Source organism: Gordonia sp. SMJS1 (assembly GCF_029866425.1).
GTDB classification, from domain to species: Bacteria; Actinomycetota; Actinomycetes; order Mycobacteriales; family Mycobacteriaceae; genus Gordonia; species Gordonia hongkongensis.
The window spans coordinates 1,870,124-1,888,670 of record NZ_CP123381.1 but is presented as its reverse complement, the minus strand read 5'-3'; the positions used below and the strand labels follow the sequence as shown (position 1 = coordinate 1,888,670).

Here is an 18,547-nt window from a genome sequence, read left to right as displayed (position 1 = left end):
GTGTCGACCGCGCCGGGGCGCGGAGAGGGGCTGTCGGTGCGCGAGAGATCAGGAGGCGGTGCTCATGAGGGGACGTCGTCGCGGATGGTGAGGGCTCGTCCCATCCGCGCCTCGACCTTGAAGTACTTCCAGAGCGCATGTTCACCGACCATGATGGTGCGCAACAGGTTGCAGGCCGCCCGGACGGTCGGCTGGTCGCGCACGTCGGCGAGGACGTAGAACGTCCACGGCCAGCCGTCGGACGGGCCGACCATGTGGGCGTCGTCGTCGAAGGTCCCGATGATCTCGACACCGTCGAGGTTCTTCAGACTCGTGAGGAACTCCATCGTGGCCTCCCACACCGGACCGATGTCGGCCTTGGGCAGGTCGAAGAAGTTCTGGTTGTTCCCGACACAGAACAGCGTGCGCAACGGTTCGTCGGACATGGGTGATGGTCTCCTCGCGGTCGTGACGTCTGGGCTGGATGACGGGTGGGTCAGGGAAAGCTGGGGATTCCGGCCTCGAGGCCGAGAAGCAGTGCACCGGCGGCCTCGTAGGTGTTGGTCTGCAGCATCGCGTGCTGCGCGGGCACCAACGCGTCCTGCAGGAACCGCTGCAGCGGATGGGTCTCGTAGATGGCCCCGGTGCCGGCGAGGTCGAACACCTGCAGCACGACGCTGCGCCCGACGTGCGCGGCGTGGGTGGCACTCAACCGCAACAGGGCCTGATCGTCGGTCGAGATGTGCTGTCCCGCGACGGCCTTGGCCCACACCCGGTCGGTGCTGTCGTAGAAGAACGCTCGCGCCGAACGCAATTCGGCCTCGGCGACCGCCAGGCCGCTCTTGTACGCCGGCCGGTTGCCCTTGCTGGCACCTCCGGTGATCGAGGTCCGCGCCGCGCCGACCTCGATCGCGTAGTCGAGGGCGCCCCGGGCCGCGCCGAGGGTCACCACCGCCAGCACCTGCGCGGCGTAGGCCAACGCGGGGTACCGGGTCAGGGGTTCGTCGATCTGCGGAGCGCCGCCGCGCACGAAGGTCATCTCCTCGGGCACGAACACGCGGTCGGCGCGGATGGCATGGGAGCCGGTCGCCTTCATCCCGGCGACATCCCAGTTGTCGACGATCTCGACCTCGGCCGGATCGACCAGCGCGGTCAGCGGTTTGCCGCCGGTCTCGGGTCCGCCGGCCAGACCGATCCCGAGGAGGTCGGCGCCGCGACATCCGCTGGCGAACTGCCAGACCCCCGAGCACAGGTAGCCGCCGTCGACCCGCTGTGCCTCCTGCATGGGGAACAGCCCGCCCGCGTAGGCGACATCGGGACCGTGCGCGTAGATCTTCTGCTGGGTCTCGGCCGGCAGCGCGGCGAAGTAGACCAGCGACGATCCGAAACTGGACACCCACCCGGTGGCAGGGTCGACGGCGGAGATGCGTTCGACCAGCGACATGAAATCCGACGGTGCCATCGGCTCGCCACCGAACGCCGCCGGCGTCGAGGCCCGGTACATCCCGGCACGCTTCAGCAACGCGATGAAGTCGGCGGGCACGTAGCGCTGCGAGTTGAACTCGTCCCGACGATCCCGGAGCACGTCGAGCGCGTGGTCGAACGCGGCGTCGCGCGCCGCCCCCGCCGGTTCCGCACACACCCGTTCGGTCAGGCTCTCCGCGGTCATCATGTCTCCGTTCGGAATCGACTCTCGATCTCGAGTCCGACACTATGGACGCGAGACCCGACGCGGTATCGGGATTTCCCGCGCCGCGGGTAAGCAATTCCTTACTTGCGTGTCCTCACCTGCATGGCATCGTGGCGGGGGCGAAGACGAGAACTCGGCGAAGGTGAGGTGATGGCGATGTTCCCCGCCCGTCGGGACTTCGAGCAGATGATCCTGCACACCGGCACCGGCATCCTCATCCACGAGGCGAGTTCGAAGAACATCCTGTGGGCCAACCCGGCCGCGTGCCGGATCTTCGGGTTCACCCTGGAGGAACTCAAGCCCCTCAAGGCACACCACATGAGCGCCCAGGAGCGTCAGTACCGTCGCGAGGTCGGCGTGGCATGGCTCCAGTCCGCGGTGGTGCACGGGTCGAGCCGCAAACAGTGGAAGTACCGCGCCAAGGACGGCACCGAGTTCCTCACCGATGCCCGCGCGACCCTGGTGCGCTGCGAGGACGGGCCGGTCGTGATGGTCGAGTTCCGCAACATCTCCGACGAGGTCGAGTTGCAGGAAGAACTGACCTGGGTGTCGGAGTCGTTGCAGCGCATCATGACCCACACGTCGGCCGGGATCGTCGTGCTCGACGACGACAACTGCATCGACGACATCTCCCCACTGGCCGCCAAGCTGTTCAGCCGCACCCCCGCGGAGCTGTCGGGCGTCCATCTGGAAGACCTCGGCCGGTGTGAGCCCCGGCTGACCAGTGACCCTGTCATCGAACGGCTGACGGACGGAGCGGGCTCGGTCGAGATCCAACAGGAGATCATCAAGGACGACGGCAGCACCGTGTGGCTGGCCGGCGAACTCGAGATCGTCGCCCACGACGGCATCTCCTCGCGGGTCCTGACCGTGCGCGACGTGACCGACCGCGTCGAATGGGAACGCCGCAACGCCTACCAGGAGGCCAACCTCCAATATCTGAGCCGTTACCACGCGATGGGTGACATGGCGATGATCCTGGCCCACGAGCTCGGTCAACCGCTCGCGGCGTCGACCAACTACCTGAGCGGGCTCAAGGCCCGCGTCTCCGCCGACACCGTCGACGCCCGCAGCCTCGCCTACGGCATCGACCAGATCGAGAAGCAACTCCACCGCGCCGCCGACATCGTGGCCTCCGTCCGCCGCTACGTACGACGCATCGAGAGCACCTCGACGCTCATGGATCTCAACGAGACCGTCGAGGAGAGCCTGTACTTCGTGCGACTACGCGCGGCCGAGCAGGGCGTACGCGTGTACGCCGAGATCCCCGACCGCGACCTGCCGATCCAGGGCGAGAACGTGCTCATCGGACAGGTCATCATCAACCTGTGCGTCAACGCACTCGACGAGATCGTCCGTCCGACAACCGAGGTGAAGGAACTGACGATCCAGACCGGCGAGTCCGACGGACTGGCCTCGGTGTGGATCCGTGACCAGGGACGCGGCATGACGGCGCGCCCACCGATCGCCTCGCCTCCGGCGCGTTCTCGTCCAAGCAGGACGGTTCCGGAATCGGGCTCATCATCTCCGAGCACATCGTCGAGCGCCACGGCGGGACGATCCGGTACCTGCCGAACGAACCGTCGGGCACCACCGTCCAGGTGACTCTCCCCCTCGCGACGATCGCCGAGGACGGCGCCGGCCACTCCCCGGCTCCCGCGTCGCCGTTTCCGTCCCGCTGATTGAATCCAATCAGCGGGACGGAAACGAGGCCGCGCGAATTAGCCCCGGCTAGGCGTTCGCGTTGGCGAACGAGTCCAGGCTGCTCGTGGCGTCGATGTACTCGGTCACCCACCGCTCGATCACCGCAGAGGTCTTCTCGACCTTGCGGAACTGCCCGACCACCTGCCCGACCGGGTTGAAGGCGACGTCGATGCTCTCGTCGGGGTACTTGTGCGTCGCGGCCACCGCCATCCCGGAGACCATGTACTGCAACGGCATCCCCAGCGGATCGGGATTCTTCGGATCCTCCCAGGCCTCGGTCCAGTCGTTGCGCAGCATGCGGCACGGCTTGCCGGTGAACGATCGGCTCCGTACGGTGTCCCGGCTGGAGGCGTCGATGTAGGTCTGCTGCTGGACCGGGGTGTTCTCAGCCTCCTCGACCATCAGCCACTGCGATCCGGTCCACGCGCCCTGCGCCCCGAGGGCCAGCGCCGCCGCGATCTGCTCACCGCTGCCGATGCCACCGGCGGCCAGAACCGGAACCGGCGCAACCTCTTTGACGACCTGCGGCCAGAGCACGATGGAGCCGACCTCGCCGCAGTGACCGCCGCCCTCGCCGCCCTGGGCGATGATGATGTCGACACCCGCATCGGCGTGCTTGCGGGCCTGCTTCGGCGATCCGCACAGCGCGGCGACCTTGCGGCCGGCGGACTGGATCTTCTCGATCATGTCGGCGGGTGGCGTCCCGAGGGCGTTCGCGATCAGGGTGACCTTGGGGTGCTGGAGCGCGATCTCGACCTGCGGCGTGGCAGTGGCCTCGGTCCAACCGAGAAGCTGCAGGGAGTTGTCACTGTCCTCGTTGAGCGGCACGCCGTGGTCACGCAGGAGCTTGCGTCCGAAGTCGAGGGTCTCCGCCGGCACCATCGACTGCAACATCTTGGTGAGTTCCTCGCCCGACATGTTCGAGTCCATGCCCTCGTACTTGTTCGGGATGACGATGTCGACGCCGTAGGGACGGTCGCCGATGTGCTCGTCGATCCAGTTGAGCTCGATCTCGAGCTCCTCGGGGGTGAAGCCAACCGCGCCGAGCACTCCGAAACCGCCCGCCTTGCTCACCGCGACCACCACGTCCCGGCAGTGGGTGAACGCGAAGATCGGGAACTCGATACCGAGCTCGTCGCAGATCGGGGTGTGCATGGAGGACTCCTCGCCCGTCAGAAGAACAACCAAAATTAGAACGTGTTCTACTCTCAATACCAGGCGAGGCGGTCACGGACAAGCAATCGGGGAGAACTCGGGTCCCGGCGCCGGGAGCGAAGCGAGCGGGCCGAATCGACCGGCGCCGGGAGCGAAGCGAGCGGGCCGAATCTAACCGGTCACTGCCCGTAGGGCTGCCTCGCCGTCTCCGGGCTGCCGTAGGTGATGGCGCGCTCCCGCCGAGTGTCGGTGAGCAGCGTTGCGCCCCACGTCATGACGGTCCCCATCCGGTTGCGGACACCCGCCAGGAAGGCGATGTGGATGACGCCCCAGGCCACCCAGCCGAGGAACCCCGACAGCTGGAGCGGGCCGGACTGGACGATCGCGTGGCGGCGGGCGATGTAGGCCGCGGTACCCAGATCGCGGTATCTGAACGGACTTCTTTCCTGTTGCCCTGCAACGGTTTCCGCGATCACCGCCCCGGCGTGCCGGCCGCCCTGCATCGCCACCTCGGCGACCCCGGGCAGGTCTCGGTAGGAACTCATGTCGCCGCAGACGAAGATGTCGGGATGGCCCGGGACCGAGAGATCGTCCTCGACCGGTATCCGCCCGCCGTGGTCCTGTTCGACACCCAGCGACCGGGCGAGTGTGGTGGCGAAGGGGACGGCCTCGACGCCCGTCGTCCACAGCGTCGTGCGCGCCGGGTAGACGTTCTTGGTCCCGTCGGCCTTGCGGGTCGTCTCGACGTGGTCCTCTCCGACCCCGGTGACGTGCACGCCGAGGTGGGTCTCGACGCCGAGGTTGTCGAGCGTGCGCTGGGCGCTGGCCGAGAGCCGCGTCGAGAACGACGGCAGCACGCGGTCGCCGCCGTGGAGCAGCAGCACCCGCGCCTGCGCCGGATCGATCGCGTCGAACTCGCGCTCGAGCGCCAGGGTCGCGACCTCCCGGATCTGTCCGGCGAGCTCGACGCCGGTCGGGCCGCCGCCCGCCACCGCGAAGGTGAGCCACGACCGCTGCTCCTCCGGGTCGGTGATCGTCTCGGCCATCTCGAACGCGGCCATGATCTTGCGGCGGATCGACAGCGCGTCATCGAGCGTCTTCATCCCGGGCGCGAACTCCGCGAACGTCTCGTTGCCGCGGTAGGCGGTGCGCATGCCGGCGCCGACCACGAGGTAGTCGTAGCCGAGACGGAACGACGACCCGTCGATGCGGTCGACCGTCAGCTCGTGACCCTCGACGTCGATGGCCGACGCCTCGCCGAGGACGACGTCGAGGTTCTTGTGCCGACGGGTCAGATGCCGAACCGGGCTGGAGATCGCGCCCTCGGACAACAGACCGGTGGCGCACTGGTACAGCAGCGGCTGGAACAGATGGCTGGTCCCGCGGTCGACGATGGTGACGTCGACCGGCTCGTTCTTGAGCCTGCGGGCGCAGTGCATACCCGCGAATCCGGCACCGATCACAACAACTCTGGGTCTCGAGGGGGCCATTCGACCGATTGTTCCAGACATTTCGCGGTTCTCGGCGGGTGTTTACCGCCTCTACGGACGGGTATGCCTCGCGACGTGGAAGCCAAAGTCTCCTTGACCGTGAACGGTGCCGAACACGACGTCGTCGTGGACACGCGAACAACACTGCTCGACGGTCTGCGTGACCGGCTGGGCATCTTCTCGCCCAAGAAGGGATGCGATCACGGCCAGTGCGGTTCGTGCACCGTGCTGGTCGACGGCAGGCGCATCGTCAGTTGCCTGTCCTTCGCCGTCTCCTACGAGGGCAGCGACATCGTCACCGCCGAGGGCCTGGGCGACGGTGACGAGCTACACGACATGCAGCAGGCGTTCATCGACGAGGACGCCTTCCAGTGCGGCTACTGCACCCCCGGCCAGTTGTGCTCGGCCATCGGGATGCTCGACGAGGCGAAACAGGGGTATCCCAGCCACGTCACCGAGGACCTCGACCCGTCGTCGAGCGGCGACGCGAGTCCGCTGGCCGACGACGAGATCCGGGAACGGATGAGCGGCAACCTCTGCCGATGCGCGGCGTACCCGAACATCCTCGCGGCGATCCGACAGGCGGCCGATCGATGATCCCGTTCACCTACGAGCGTGCGACCGACGTCCTCGCCGCCGTGGACTTCCTGCGGGATCACGACGGCGCGAAGCTGATCGCCGGCGGCACCAACCTGGTCGACCACATGAAGCTGGGCGTCGCCGACCCGCCGGCACTGCTCGACATCTCCCGCCTGCCGCTCGACGACATCACCGAACGCCCCGACGGCTCGCTCCGGCTCGGCGCCACCGCCCGCAACGCCGACACCGCCGCCCATCCCCTTGTCCGGCGCCGCTACCCCGTCCTGGCCCGCGCCCTGCTCTCGGGCGCCTCGCCGCAGTTGCGCAACCTCGCGACCAATGCGGGAAACCTGTTGCAGCGCACCAGATGCGTCTACTTCCAGGACGTCACGACCCCGTGCAACAAGCGGACGCCGGGCTCGGGCTGCTCGGCCGTCGGCGGATACACGCGGTATCACGCCATCCTGGGTGCATCCGAGACCTGCGTCGCGACCCACCCCTCCGACATGGCGGTGGCCCTCACCGCCCTCGACGCGCGCATCGTCGTGCAAGGCCCCGACGGCGAGCGCGTGGTGGACATCGGTGACTTCTACCGGCTCCCGGGTGAGCATCCCGAGCGCGACACGGTGCTCGAGCCGCACGATGTCATCGTGGCCATCGACGTGCCACCGCCCCTGCCGGACTCGTCGTCGACCTACCGCAAGGTGCGCGACCGTGCGTCGTACGCCTTCGCGCTCGTGTCCGTCGGGGCCGAGGTGAGCATGGACGGTGACGCCATCGGCGCAACGCGGATCGCGTTCGGCGGTGTCGCGCACAAGCCCTGGCGGGCCGCGCGGGCCGAAGAGGTGCTGCGTGGTCAGCGACCGTCGACCGAATTGTTCGCCGCGGCAGCCGATGCCGAACTCGGCGAGGCCCGTGCACTCGAGGGCAACGAGTTCAAGGTGCACCTCGCCCGCCGCACCCTGATCGCCACCCTGCGGGAGCTGAGCACTCGATGACCGCGATCGGTACCTCCCACGCCCGCATCGACGGCGCCGACAAGGTGCGCGGCACCGCGCCGTATGCCTACGAGCACCTCACCGAGGCCGCGTACCTGTGGCCGATCACCGCGACCATCGCGCGCGGACGCATCGCCGGATTTGACACGGCCGCAGCCGAATCGACGCCCGGTGTGCTGTACGTACTCACACCCGAGAATGCACCGGAACTGGCCGACACCTCGAGCGGCGACCTCACGATCCTGCAGTCGCCCGAAATCGCCTACCGCGGGCAGCTGATCGGCGCCGTCGTCGCGGAGAGTCCCGAGACGGCACGCGAAGCCGCCTCGGCGGTGACCGTCACCTACGACGAGGACGCCCACGACACCGAGTTCCGCGTCGATCACCCCGACAGCTACCGGCCCGAACAGGTCAACGGCGGGTTCGAGCCCACCTCACAGGACGGCGACCCCGATCGAATCCTGGACGAGGCGGCCAGTACCACCGGCGGGGACACGGTCACGGTCGACCAGTGGTACTCCACCCCGGAGGAGCACAACAACCCGATGGAGCCGCACACCGTGGTGGCCACCTGGGATGCGGATGCCGCTGTCCTCACGCTCTACGATTCGACCCAGTCGACTCAGGGCGTGGTGTCCTCGCTGGCGCCGGTGCTGGGTCTCGAACCCGAGCAGATGAGGGTGATGGCGCCGCACGTCGGCGGTGGATTCGGGTCGAAGGGCTCGCCGCACTCGCACGACGTGCTCGCGGCCATGGCGGCCATGCGCCTGCCCGGTCGTCCGGTGAAGTTCGCGGTGACCCGGCAGCACATGTTCGTCTTCGTCGGACACCGCGCGCCCACCCGATCCCGTCTGCGGCTGGCCGCCGATCGGGACGGCCACATCACCGCGATGGTGCACGAGGCATTCACCCACAGCGCACATGCCGGGGAGTTCGCCGAGCAGGCCGCGGTCACCTCACGATCGATGTACTCGGCCGACCATCGGCGGACCGATCACCACGTCGTCCCCCTCGATGTCCCGGTCCCGTTCTGGATGCGTGCGCCCGGCGAGGCTCCGGGGATGTTCGCCGGCGAGGTCGCCATGGACGAACTGGCACATGCCCTCGACCTCGATCCGATCGAGTTGCGAGTGCGCAACGAACCGCCCGAGGACCCCGAGACGGGCAACCCGTGGTCGTCGCGGCGGCTACTCGACTGTTTCCGCGAGGGAGCCCGACGATTCGGCTGGGAGCGGCGTGTGGCGGAGCCGGCGGCCCGCCGGAACGGTCGGCAGCTGGTCGGCCTGGGGGTCGCGTCGTCGACCTATCCCCACATGGTGCAGCCGGGCAACGCGGCGTCGATCACCCATCGCGACGGGCGGTACACGGTCCGGATCGCCGCCACCGACATCGGCACCGGTGCGTGGACGACCCTGAAGATCATCGCCGCCGACGCGCTCGACGTACCCACCGACGTCGTCGACATCGAGATCGGCGACAGCGCGCTGCCCAGCGCGACCGTCGCCGGCGGTTCGTCGGGCACCTCGTCCTGGGGATCGGCCATCGTCACCGCCGCGCATCAGTTCCGTGCACGTTTCGGCGACGATCCGCCTCCGGACGCCGAACTCAGCGCGGAGGCGGCGGACAACCCCGATCTCGAGAAGTTCACCGTGGCCTCGTTCGGCGCGCACTTCGTCGAGGTCGGCGTCGACATCGACACCGGGGAGATCCGCATCCCGCGCATGCTCGGGGTGTTCTCCATCGGCCGCGCCATCAACCCGCGCACCGTCCGTTCGCAACTCATCGGCGGCATGACCTTCGGTATCTCGATGGCGTTGCATGAGGAGAGCGTCCGCGATCACCGGTTCGGACACGTGGTCACGCAGGATCTCGCCGAGTACCACATTCCCGTGCACGCCGACATCGCCGACGTCGACGCGATCTGCCTCGACGACCGCGACGAGCACGCCACCCCGATGGGTTCGCGCGGTGCGGGCGAGATCGGGATCGTCGGCAGTGCCGCCGCGGTGGTCAACGCGATCTACAACGCCACCGGGGTACGGGTCCGGGACCTGCCGGCGCACCTCGACGATCTGCTCGGCGGACTGCCTTACCAGTAGTCGCTGCCCTGCGGTGCGGAGTCAGGCCGCGCCCGGATAGCTCGACCACCCCGGTACCGGCTGCTGGGCCGGCCACGGCTCGGTGTCGGCCATCGGCAGCCACTGCGGCATACCGTCCGGAGTCATTGCGGCGCACGCCTTCTGATCCGGGGTCGGCGTCGGATACAGGGCCGCGAAGTCGTAGCGGGAGGTGTACCAGCCGCCGAACACGTCGGCGCCGGGGGTCCGCTCGCCCCCGCGTGGTGCGGCCGCGGGATCGGTTCCCACGCGGCGGATGTCGATCTCAACCGGCCGCGGGGTGTCGTATCCGACGGTCCACTCGCCGTTCTGCTGCACCGACCGATACCCGTGACGGCACATCACGATTCGCGCCCAGCCGTTGTCGTCGACGCGGCGCAACCCCTGATAGAAGGCGGTGCCGACCTCGCGGCCCGAGGTCGACTGGATCGGGGGGTACGCCGTCACCATCTGGTCGATGTTCGACGGCGCGGCGTCGGCGAAACCGGGGTAGCCCCACCGCGCCGACCGTCCGGCGTTGGCGAGTTCGAAGGACTCGGTGAAGGCTCGGACGAAGGTGCCCTCGGCGGACTGTGGATCGAGGACACCGGTCGCGGTCCAGCGGAAGGTGGTGTCGAATCCGGGCGGCAGATGCGCGTCCTGCGCGGCGTGGGCCGGCGGTGTCCGCTCCGGTCCGTCGGGCCCGGTGGCGCATGCCGCGAGGCCGGCTCCCACGACGAGCGCGGCGAGAATCGCGGTGAGGCGTCGACGACGATCGTGCGCCACGGTGATCACCCGCTTCGACGAATAGCGCTCCGTTACCCGGCTATGTCTGCACCCTAGACATGGACGTCGTCCCACGTGGGATCACCGTGCACCGGAACGGCGACGAGAAGGTCTCGAAATGGGCACGCTGATCCCCGGTCAGGGCCGCTCGTCGATGTCCACGCCGGGCGCCAGATCCCCGCACTCGACGCGGGTCACCGCCCGGGACCGGAGATACACCTGAGCACCCACGTCACCATCGACCACACGCAGAGCCGGTCCGAAATGGTCGGCACCGATGTACACCGGGTGCCCCGGACTGCCGTCGAAGACCGCTCGCGCGAGAAGTGCGCGGTCACCCGATGCCGCGCCCAGAACGCGGGCTACGACGTCGGCGCCCGTGGCCGGGGTGTCGACCACGTGCACCGTCAGCCCCGCCGCGTCCGGTCGTGCCATCGCCCACCGCAGGGCCGCCGCCACCGTGGCGCCGACGCCGTCGGCCCAGTCCTCGACGATCAGCGTCTCGGCACCGGCCGGTGGTTCGACGACCGCGGCGCCCATGGCGACCGTCACCTCGGAACAACCGCCGTCGCGCAACGCCGCGACCGCCCGCTCGAGCCACTGGCCGTCGTGCGCGAGGATCTTCGGCATCCCGTACCTGGTCCCGGCTCCGGCGGCGAGTACCACACCGAGCACCCGTCCCGCGGGGTCGTCCGGGGGCGCTGTCCCGGTGACGTCGTCCATCGCCCCATCTTCCACGCGCCGTCAGCGACCACGCCTCCTAGGCTGGTCATCATGCGGCTCAACGAGATGGACGACGACGAAGCCCGTGCAGCACTGCGCAGCTGTTGCGCATCGACGGCCTGGGTCGAGCGCATGATGCTCGCGCGGCCCTTCGGCGATGTACCCGCTGTGCTCGATGCCGCCGATCGAGCACTGGCCGAGATCAGCGAGGACGACCTCGACGAGGCGCTCGCCGGGCATCCGCGGATCGGCGACCGGCCCGACAACGCCTCGTCGGCGCGCGAACAGTCCGGGGTGGCGGGCTCGTCGGCCTCGGTGCTCGCCGAGCTGAGAGACGCCAATGTCGCCTACGAGGCGCGGTTCGGGCACGTCTACCTGGTCTTCGCGAACGAGCGGCCCGCCGACGAGCTGCTCGCCATCCTCCGGACACGGATGACCAACGACGCCTCCACCGAACGCCGGGTACTGCGTGCGGAACTGGCGAAGATCAACCGCGCCCGCCTGCTCCGTATGCTGTCGACCGAGCACGCCGCCGACGAAGGGATTTCGAGATGACCGGTCTGTCCACGCACGTCCTCGACGCGGTGTCGGGTTCACCCGCCGTCGGCCTCGAGGTGTCCCTGCAGGATGCGTCGGGGACCGAATTGTCCAGCGGCAGCACTGATTCGGACGGTCGCATCACCGCAGTGAACACCGAGGCGCTCGTCCCCGGGATCTACCACCTCGTCTTCGACACCGGTAACTGGTTTGCCGACAACGACATCAAGGGTTTCTATCCCGAGATCGACGTCTGTTTCGAGATCGACGATCCCGGGCGACATCACCACGTACCGATCCTGTTGAGCCCCTTCGCCTACTCGACGTACCGGGGTAGCTGAACCGGCGGCGGGGCCAGGCGCCCCGCCGCCGATCTGCTCAGCGGATCTCGATCAGCAGATCCCCCGGCGCGACCTGCGTCACCTGTCCGATGGCGAGTCGGGTCACGGTGCCCGCGACCGGGGCGGTGATCGCCGCCTCCATCTTCATCGCCTCGATGGTGCCGATCGTCGCGCCGACGGCGACCTCGTCGCCGACGTCGACCGACAGCGACACGACGCCCGCGAACGGGGCACCGATGTGGTGCGGGTTGGAGCGGTCCGCCTTCTCCGCCGACGCGACAGCCGAGTCGACGGAGTGGTCGCGCACCGCGATCGGGCGCAGCTGACCGTTCAGGACGCACATGACGGTCCGCATGCCCTGCTCGTCCGGTTCGCTGACCGCCTCCAGCCCGATGAGCAGATCGACACCGGGTTCGAGTTCGACGCGGTGTTCCTCGCCGTAGCGCAGTCCGTAGAAGAACTGGTTGGCCGAGAGCCTCGACGTGTCACCGTAGGCCTCGTAGTGCTCCTCGAATTCCTTTGCCGGACCGGGGAAGAGCAGGTGGTTGAGCCGGACCTGACGGTCACGACCCGGCTTGTCGAGGATGGCCTCGTCGTCGGCGGACAGTGGGGTGACCTCGGGGGCCGGCGCGCGGCCCTGCAGCGCGAGGGTGCGCAGCGGTTCGGGCCAGCCACCGGGTGGGTCGCCCAGCTCGCCGCGCAGGAAGCCGATCACCGAGTCCGGGATGTCGTAGGACGCCGGGTCGGCCGCGAAGTCCGAGGCGGTGATGCCGCGGCCGACCAGCGCGAGCGCGAGGTCGCCGACGACCTTCGACGACGGGGTCACCTTGACCAGTCGGCCGAGCATCGAATCAGCGGCGGCGTACGCCTGCTCGACGGCCTCGAACCGGTTGCCCAGCCCGAGGGAGATGGCCTGCTGCCGCAGGTTCGACAGCTGCCCGCCCGGGATCTCGTGCGAGTAGACCCGCCCGGTCGGCGCCGGGAGACCGGACTCGAACGGCGAGTACACCTTTCGCAGCGCCTCCCAGTACGGCTCGAGGTCACACACCCGCGCGAGGTCGATGCCGCTGTCCCGCTCGGTGTGGGCGGTCGCGGCGACGATCGCCGACAGCGGCGGCTGGCTCGTGGTGCCCGCCAGCGCGGCACTGGCGCCGTCGACCGCGTCGGCCCCCGCCTGCCACGCGGCCATGTAGGTCGCCAGCTGTCCGCCCGGGGTGTCGTGGGTGTGCACGTGGATCGGCAGATCGAACTCACGCCGCAGCGCCGACACCAGGGTGGTCGCCGCGGGAGCGCGCAGCAGACCCGCCATGTCCTTGATCGCCAGGACGTGCGCGCCCGCCTCCACGATCTGTTCGGCCAGCCGCAGGTAGTAGTCGAGCGTGTAGAGGTCCTCGCCCGGGTCGGACAGATCGCCGGTGTAGCTCATCGCCACCTCGGCCACCGCCGTGCCGGTCTCGCGGACCGCGTCGATCGCGGGTCGCATCGCGTCGATGTTGTTGAGGGCGTCGAAGATCCGGAAGATGTCGATGCCGACGTCGGTCGCCTCGGACACGAACGCGGTCGTCACCTTGGTGGGATACGGCGTGTAGCCGACCGTGTTGGCGCCGCGCAACAGCATCTGCAGACAGATGTTGGGGATCGCCTCCCGCAACTGCGCCAGCCGATCCCACGGGTCTTCTTTCAGGAAGCGAAGCGCCACATCGTAGGTCGCCCCGCCCCAGCACTCGACGGACAGCAGTTCGGGGGTCAGCGCGGCCACGTACGGCGCCACGTTGAGCAGCCCGTTGGTGCGCACGCGAGTCGCGAGCAGCGATTGGTGCGCATCGCGGAACGTCGTGTCGGTGATGCCCAGCCGCGGGTTCTCGCGCAGGTCGCGCGCGAACCCCTCGGGTCCGAGCTCCAGCAGACGCTGCCGCGAGCCGTTCGGCGGCGAGGCGAGCACCGAACGCTCGACGGTCGGCAGCTTGTCGCGCGGGTACACCGTGGTGGGCCGCTCACCGTGCGGCTTGTTCACGGTGACGTCGGCCAGGTACGACAGGATCTTGGTACCGCGGTCGGCTGACGAACGCGAGGTCAGCAGACCGGGACGCTCGTCGATGAACGAGGTCGTGACGCGCCCGGCGCGGAAATCCGGATCGTCGAGCACCGCCTGCAGGAACGGGATGTTGGTCGCGACGCCACGGATTCGGAACTCGGCCACGGCGCGGCGCGCACGCCGCACCGCGGTCGGGAAATCCCGTCCGCGACAAGTCAGTTTGACGAGCATCGAGTCGAAGTGGCCACTCACCTCGGCGCCGAGGTTCGCACCGCCGTCGAGCCGGACGCCGGCACCGCCGGGGCTACGGTAGGCGGTGATGCGCCCGACATCGGGCCGGAAGCCGTTGGCGGGGTCCTCGGTGGTGATCCGGCACTGCAGCGCGGCACCGCGGATGCGGATCGTGTCCTGGGTCAGTCCGAGATCCGCCAGCGACTCCCCCGATGCGATGCGCAGCTGCGCGCTGACGAGGTCGACGTCGGTGATCTCCTCGGTCACCGTGTGCTCGACCTGGATACGCGGGTTCATCTCGATGAACACGTGGCGACCCTGTTCGTCGAGCAGGAACTCCACCGTGCCCGCGCACGAGTAGCCGATCGATCGCGCGAAAGCCACTGCGTCCGAGCAGATCTGCTCGCGCAACTCGTCGGAGAGGTTCGGTGCGGGCGCGAGCTCGATCACCTTCTGATGGCGGCGCTGCAGGCTGCAGTCGCGCTCGTAGAGGTGGATGACGTTGCCGTAGGTGTCGGCGAGGATCTGCACCTCGATGTGCCGCGGGTTGACCACGGCCTGCTCCAGGAACACCGTCGCGTCGCCGAACGCGGCCTCGGCCTCGCGCGACGCGGCCGCGATGGCCTCGGCGAGGTCGGCACGCTCGTCGACGCGGCGCATCCCCCGCCCGCCGCCACCCGCGACCGCCTTGACGAAGACCGGGAACTGCATGTCCTCCGCCGCGGCGAGCAACTCGTCGAGATCCGACGACGGCTCCGAGCTCGCGAGCACGGGGATCCCAGCCGCCTTCGCCGCGGCCACCGCGGTCGCCTTGTTGCCGGTCATCTCCAGGATCTCGGCGCTCGGGCCCACGAAGGTGATGCCCGCCTCCGCGCACGCGGCGGCGAGACCCTGGTTCTCCGACAGGAATCCGTAACCGGGGTAGATAGCATCGGCGCCACACCGGACCGCCGCGCTGACGACCTCGTCGACCGACAGGTAGGCCCGAACCGGATGTCCCGGCACCCCGATCTGGTAGGACTCGTCGGCCTTCAGCCGGTGCACCGAGTTGCGATCCTCGTACGGGAAGATCGCGACCGTGCGCGCGCCCAGTTCGTAGGCGGCGCGGAATGCGCGGATGGCGATCTCGCCGCGGTTGGCGACCAGAACCTTGTCGAACATCGTGGTGTTCTCTTTCTCTCACGCCTGCGCCGGTCCGGCGCGTGCTCAGCGACTCGCACAATCGCGGTGGAGATCGCGCGAACAAACTCCCGGCGGGCACGGATCGACGCGAATGTCCCGACGACGCCGACCCGTTTCCACGGGCAGTTCACGTCGTGATCCTACTCACCGAGACCGGCCGTTCGGCCACCCCCTCACACCGCCTTCGACCCCCTCGGAAACCGTGCTCCCCGACGCCGTCCACCGCGTCGGAAAGGCGGCGGCACGGCACTGTGACGCCTCGGGAAAGGTGATCGAAAACAATTGCCGCGCAATGTACGTGGCACTCATTGCCGCAGTGTTGAGAAATACTCTCCAGCAGGATTCGACAATGAGAGATCCGCAGCGTCGGGAATTCGCGAATGCCGATCGATCGCTCCGTCGGAATGCCGACCGATCGCTCTGTCACGGGCTCGCTTTGTCGGCCGACGGCGCACGGGATTAGCGTCGTCGGAACCACTCCGATCCGACCGGAAGGCGTTGCCGTGGGCTTCACCCGTTACGTCGCCTTGGGCGACTCGTTCACCGAGGGAGTCGGCGATCCGGACCCGGCCCGACCCAACGGGGTACGCGGGTGGGCCGACCGTGTCGCCGAACAACTCGCCGCCGCGGCGTCCGCCGAGGGCGGGGCGGGCTTCGGCTATGCGAACCTGGCCATCCGCGGCCGGTTGCTCGACGAGGTGCTCGCCCAGCAGATCGGTCCGGCGATCGCCCTGGAGCCCGACCTGGTCACCATCTACGCCGGCGGCAACGATCTCATGCGCCCGTCCCTCGACCTCGACGCGATGATCGCGCGGTACGACGAGGCCCTGCGCGACCTGACCGCGACGGGCGCCACCGTCGTCGTCTTCACCGCCTACGACACCGGATGGGCTCCGGTGTTCCGGATGCTGCGTGGACGGGTCGCCATCTACAACGAACTCGTCCGGGCGGTCGCCGAGAAGCACGGTGCACTGATCTGCGACTTCTGGCGGATGGCCGGTTATGACGACTACCGCATGTGGGACGCCGATCGCCTGCACATGTCGCCGCTCGGTCACGCACAGATGGCCGGCCGGGTCCTCGACCTGCTCGGCGTCGACCACCACATCACGCCCGAGACGATGGCCGCCGCCGCGGTCGCCACCCGGCGGGAGCAGCGGCGTCAGAACGCGGAGTGGGCGCGGACCTTTCTCGGCCCCTGGGTGGTGCGCCGCATCCGCGGCGTCTCGTCGGGCGACGGACTCACCCCGCGCTGGCCCCGTCCCGTCGGCCTGGCAGACCTCGCGTAGCCCGGACGCCGAGGCTTCCCGCCGGGTGCGAACGTCTGCACCCGCGGCCCGCCGGATATCCTGGTCGTTCGGAGGTGTGCACAATCGATGAGCGGAACCAGCGGGATGACGGCGTGACCAGCCGCACCGACGCCGACGGAACGACGGACAGCACTCCGGACCTCCCGCCCCCCGATCCCACCGCCGAGAAGCCCCACCCGCGGCTCGCGGTGGCCGTGCTCTGCCTCGCCGGCATCGTTGTCGCATTGATGCAGACGATCATCGTGCCGCTCATCCCTCAGCTCCCCGCGCTGCTGCACGCCGATGCCTCCGACACCACGTGGGCGATCACGATCACGCTGCTGCTCGGCGCGGTCGCCACCCCCATCGGCGGGCGGATCGGCGACATGTACGGCAAACGCCTCGCCATCCTGGTCAGTCTCGGCTTCGTCGCAGCGGGTTCCGTGGCCTGCGCGGTCGCGACGTCGCTCCCGCTGTTCATCATCGGCCGCGGTCTCCAGGGGCTGGGTTTCGGCATCGTCGCGCTCGGCATCAGCGTCATGCGCGACATCGTCCCGCCCCGCCACCTCGGCTCGTCGGTGGGAACGATGAGCGCCTCACTCGGCATCGGCGGTGCGCTCGGGCTCCCCGTCGCCGCCCTCATCGCCCAACACGTGAGCTGGCACGCCCTGTTCTGGTCGTGTGCGGGTGCCGCGACGCTGGCCGGTGTCGGCGTGGCCCTCACGGTCCGCTCCACCGCCAAGCCCTCCGGCGGCCGGTTCGACGCGCTCGGCGCCCTCGGTCTGACGGTGCTCCTCGTCTGTCTGCTGCTGCCGTTGTCCAAGGGCGCCGAGTGGGGATGGTCCGCTCCGCTGACGCTCGGCCTGTTCGCCGGCTTCCTCGTGTCGCTGGGCGTGTGGGTCCTCGTCGAACTCCGTCGCGACAGTCCGTTGATCGATCTCCGCATCCTGGGCAAGCGCCCGCTGCTGTTGACGAATCTGGCGTCGATCGCGACCGGTTTCGCCTTCTACGCGATGCAACTCATCCCGATCCAGTTGCTGATGGCCCCGACGAACAGCCCGGACGGCTTCGGGTACGACATGGTGCACGCGAGTCTCATCCTCGCGCCCAGCGGTCTGGTCATGTTCGTGTTCTCACACATCAGCGGTCGCATCAACGCCGTCTTCGGCGCCCGCATCTCCCTCGCCCTGGGCGCGGTCATCATCGGCATCGGCTACGTGATCTTCATCGTCGGGATCGCCGGCCCGTGGGACCTCACCTGGATCCACATGATGGTCATCGCCTGCTGCATCGGCGCCGGTCTCGGCATCGCCTACTCCGCGATGCCGGCGCTCATCATGCAGTCGGTCAGCGTCGAGCAGACCGGCGAGTCCAACGGCGTCAACGCCCTCATGCGGATCATCGGCACCTCGACGGCCGCCGCCGCGGTCGGCATGCTGCTGACGTGGTCGATGATCTCGGTTCCCGTCGCCGACGGCACCGCGATCGAGGTGCCGACCGCCGAGGGCTACCTGTGGGCGTCGGCCATCGCCCTCGTCATGAGTGCGATCGCCGCCGTGGTCGCCTTCGCGATTCCCGCGCACGGCCGCAGCACCGAGACCCCGGTCTGACGACCCGGTCACCTGTGGGCCGGGTCGCCGGCCCACGAGATGCGGACCGCACCGGATGCACGTAGCGTGACGCCGTGCTTCTCTCGACGTCGACTTCCGCGATCCGCTCCGACGGGCGCATC

General features: G+C 68.9%; 14 protein-coding genes and 1 pseudogene. 8 read left to right on the top strand and 7 right to left on the bottom strand.

Features of this window, described 5'->3' with window-relative positions:
• Window positions 1-62 precede the first annotated feature (62 nt).
• Window positions 63-425: a hypothetical protein gene (locus tag QAD21_RS08615; protein ID WP_055475083.1), complete on the bottom strand. Its 363-nt coding sequence runs from the start codon at window positions 423-425 to the stop codon at window positions 63-65.
• 50 nt (window positions 426-475) lie between these two features.
• A complete protein-coding gene (locus tag QAD21_RS08610; protein WP_055475084.1) occupies window positions 476-1,651 on the bottom strand; it encodes an acyl-CoA dehydrogenase family protein in 1,176 nt (391 codons plus the stop codon).
• A 174-nt stretch (window positions 1,652-1,825) separates the two neighbouring features.
• On the opposite strand from QAD21_RS08610, the pseudogene QAD21_RS08605 reads away from it, so the two are divergent.
• Window positions 1,826-3,351, top strand: a pseudogene (locus QAD21_RS08605) (PAS domain S-box protein).
• A gap of 49 nt (window positions 3,352-3,400) precedes the next feature.
• On the opposite strand, the gene QAD21_RS08600 reads toward QAD21_RS08605, so the two are convergent.
• Together QAD21_RS08600 and QAD21_RS08595 are read right to left on the bottom strand one after the other, a co-directional pair.
• Window positions 3,401-4,528, bottom strand: coding sequence for a nitronate monooxygenase family protein (locus QAD21_RS08600; RefSeq protein WP_055475085.1), 1,128 nt, complete (start codon window positions 4,526-4,528; stop codon window positions 3,401-3,403).
• 179 nt (window positions 4,529-4,707) lie between these two features.
• A complete protein-coding gene (locus QAD21_RS08595) occupies window positions 4,708-6,018 on the bottom strand; it encodes an NAD(P)/FAD-dependent oxidoreductase (RefSeq protein WP_055475086.1) in 1,311 nt (436 codons plus the stop codon).
• Window positions 6,019-6,093: 75 nt separating this feature from the next.
• On the opposite strand from QAD21_RS08595, the gene QAD21_RS08590 reads away from it, so the two are divergent.
• Genes QAD21_RS08590 through QAD21_RS08580 form a run of 3 tightly spaced genes read left to right on the top strand, consistent with a single transcriptional unit; the run spans window position 6,094 to window position 9,694 of the window.
• Entirely contained in the window at window positions 6,094-6,615 is a 522-nt protein-coding gene (locus QAD21_RS08590) for a 2Fe-2S iron-sulfur cluster-binding protein (RefSeq protein WP_055475121.1), read from the top strand.
• Complete coding sequence (locus QAD21_RS08585; RefSeq protein WP_055475087.1) at window positions 6,612-7,595, top strand: xanthine dehydrogenase family protein subunit M; 984 nt, start codon at window positions 6,612-6,614, stop codon at window positions 7,593-7,595. Before QAD21_RS08590 ends, QAD21_RS08585 begins: the two co-directional genes overlap by 4 nt.
• Window positions 7,592-9,694: a xanthine dehydrogenase family protein molybdopterin-binding subunit gene (locus QAD21_RS08580; RefSeq protein ID WP_055475088.1), complete on the top strand. Its 2,103-nt coding sequence runs from the start codon at window positions 7,592-7,594 to the stop codon at window positions 9,692-9,694. The genes QAD21_RS08585 and QAD21_RS08580 overlap by 4 nt, the downstream gene beginning before the upstream one ends.
• A gap of 21 nt (window positions 9,695-9,715) precedes the next feature.
• On the opposite strand, the gene QAD21_RS08575 is transcribed toward QAD21_RS08580, so the two are convergent.
• Window positions 9,716-10,486 (bottom strand): hypothetical protein, encoded by a 771-nt coding sequence (locus tag QAD21_RS08575; protein ID WP_055475089.1) that lies wholly within the window; start codon window positions 10,484-10,486, stop codon window positions 9,716-9,718.
• A 129-nt stretch (window positions 10,487-10,615) separates the two neighbouring features.
• The gene (locus QAD21_RS08570; RefSeq protein WP_055475090.1) at window positions 10,616-11,200 is read right to left on the bottom strand and encodes an NTP transferase domain-containing protein; all 585 of its coding nucleotides are present in this window, start codon (window positions 11,198-11,200) and stop codon (window positions 10,616-10,618) included.
• A gap of 51 nt (window positions 11,201-11,251) precedes the next feature.
• Between QAD21_RS08570 and uraD the strand changes: the two genes are divergently transcribed.
• Window positions 11,252-11,755 (top strand): 2-oxo-4-hydroxy-4-carboxy-5-ureidoimidazoline decarboxylase, encoded by a 504-nt coding sequence (gene uraD / locus QAD21_RS08565; RefSeq protein ID WP_055475091.1) that lies wholly within the window; start codon window positions 11,252-11,254, stop codon window positions 11,753-11,755.
• A complete protein-coding gene (gene uraH, locus QAD21_RS08560) occupies window positions 11,752-12,078 on the top strand; it encodes a hydroxyisourate hydrolase (protein WP_055475092.1) in 327 nt (108 codons plus the stop codon). Before uraD ends, uraH begins: the two co-directional genes overlap by 4 nt.
• 37 nt (window positions 12,079-12,115) lie before the next feature.
• Here uraH and QAD21_RS08555 read toward each other — a convergent pair whose 3' ends face one another.
• A complete protein-coding gene (locus QAD21_RS08555) occupies window positions 12,116-15,505 on the bottom strand; it encodes a pyruvate carboxylase (RefSeq protein ID WP_055475093.1) in 3,390 nt (1,129 codons plus the stop codon).
• 524 nt (window positions 15,506-16,029) lie between these two features.
• Here QAD21_RS08555 and QAD21_RS08550 point away from each other — a divergent pair.
• Both QAD21_RS08550 and QAD21_RS08545 read left to right on the top strand, forming a co-directional pair.
• Window positions 16,030-16,815 carry an SGNH/GDSL hydrolase family protein gene (locus QAD21_RS08550; protein WP_055475094.1) on the top strand — a complete coding sequence of 262 codons (786 nt, stop codon included), beginning with the start codon at window positions 16,030-16,032 and terminating at the stop codon, window positions 16,813-16,815.
• 113 nt (window positions 16,816-16,928) lie between these two features.
• Window positions 16,929-18,425, top strand: coding sequence for an MFS transporter (locus tag QAD21_RS08545; protein ID WP_055475095.1), 1,497 nt, complete (start codon window positions 16,929-16,931; stop codon window positions 18,423-18,425).
• Window positions 18,426-18,547 lie beyond the last annotated feature (122 nt).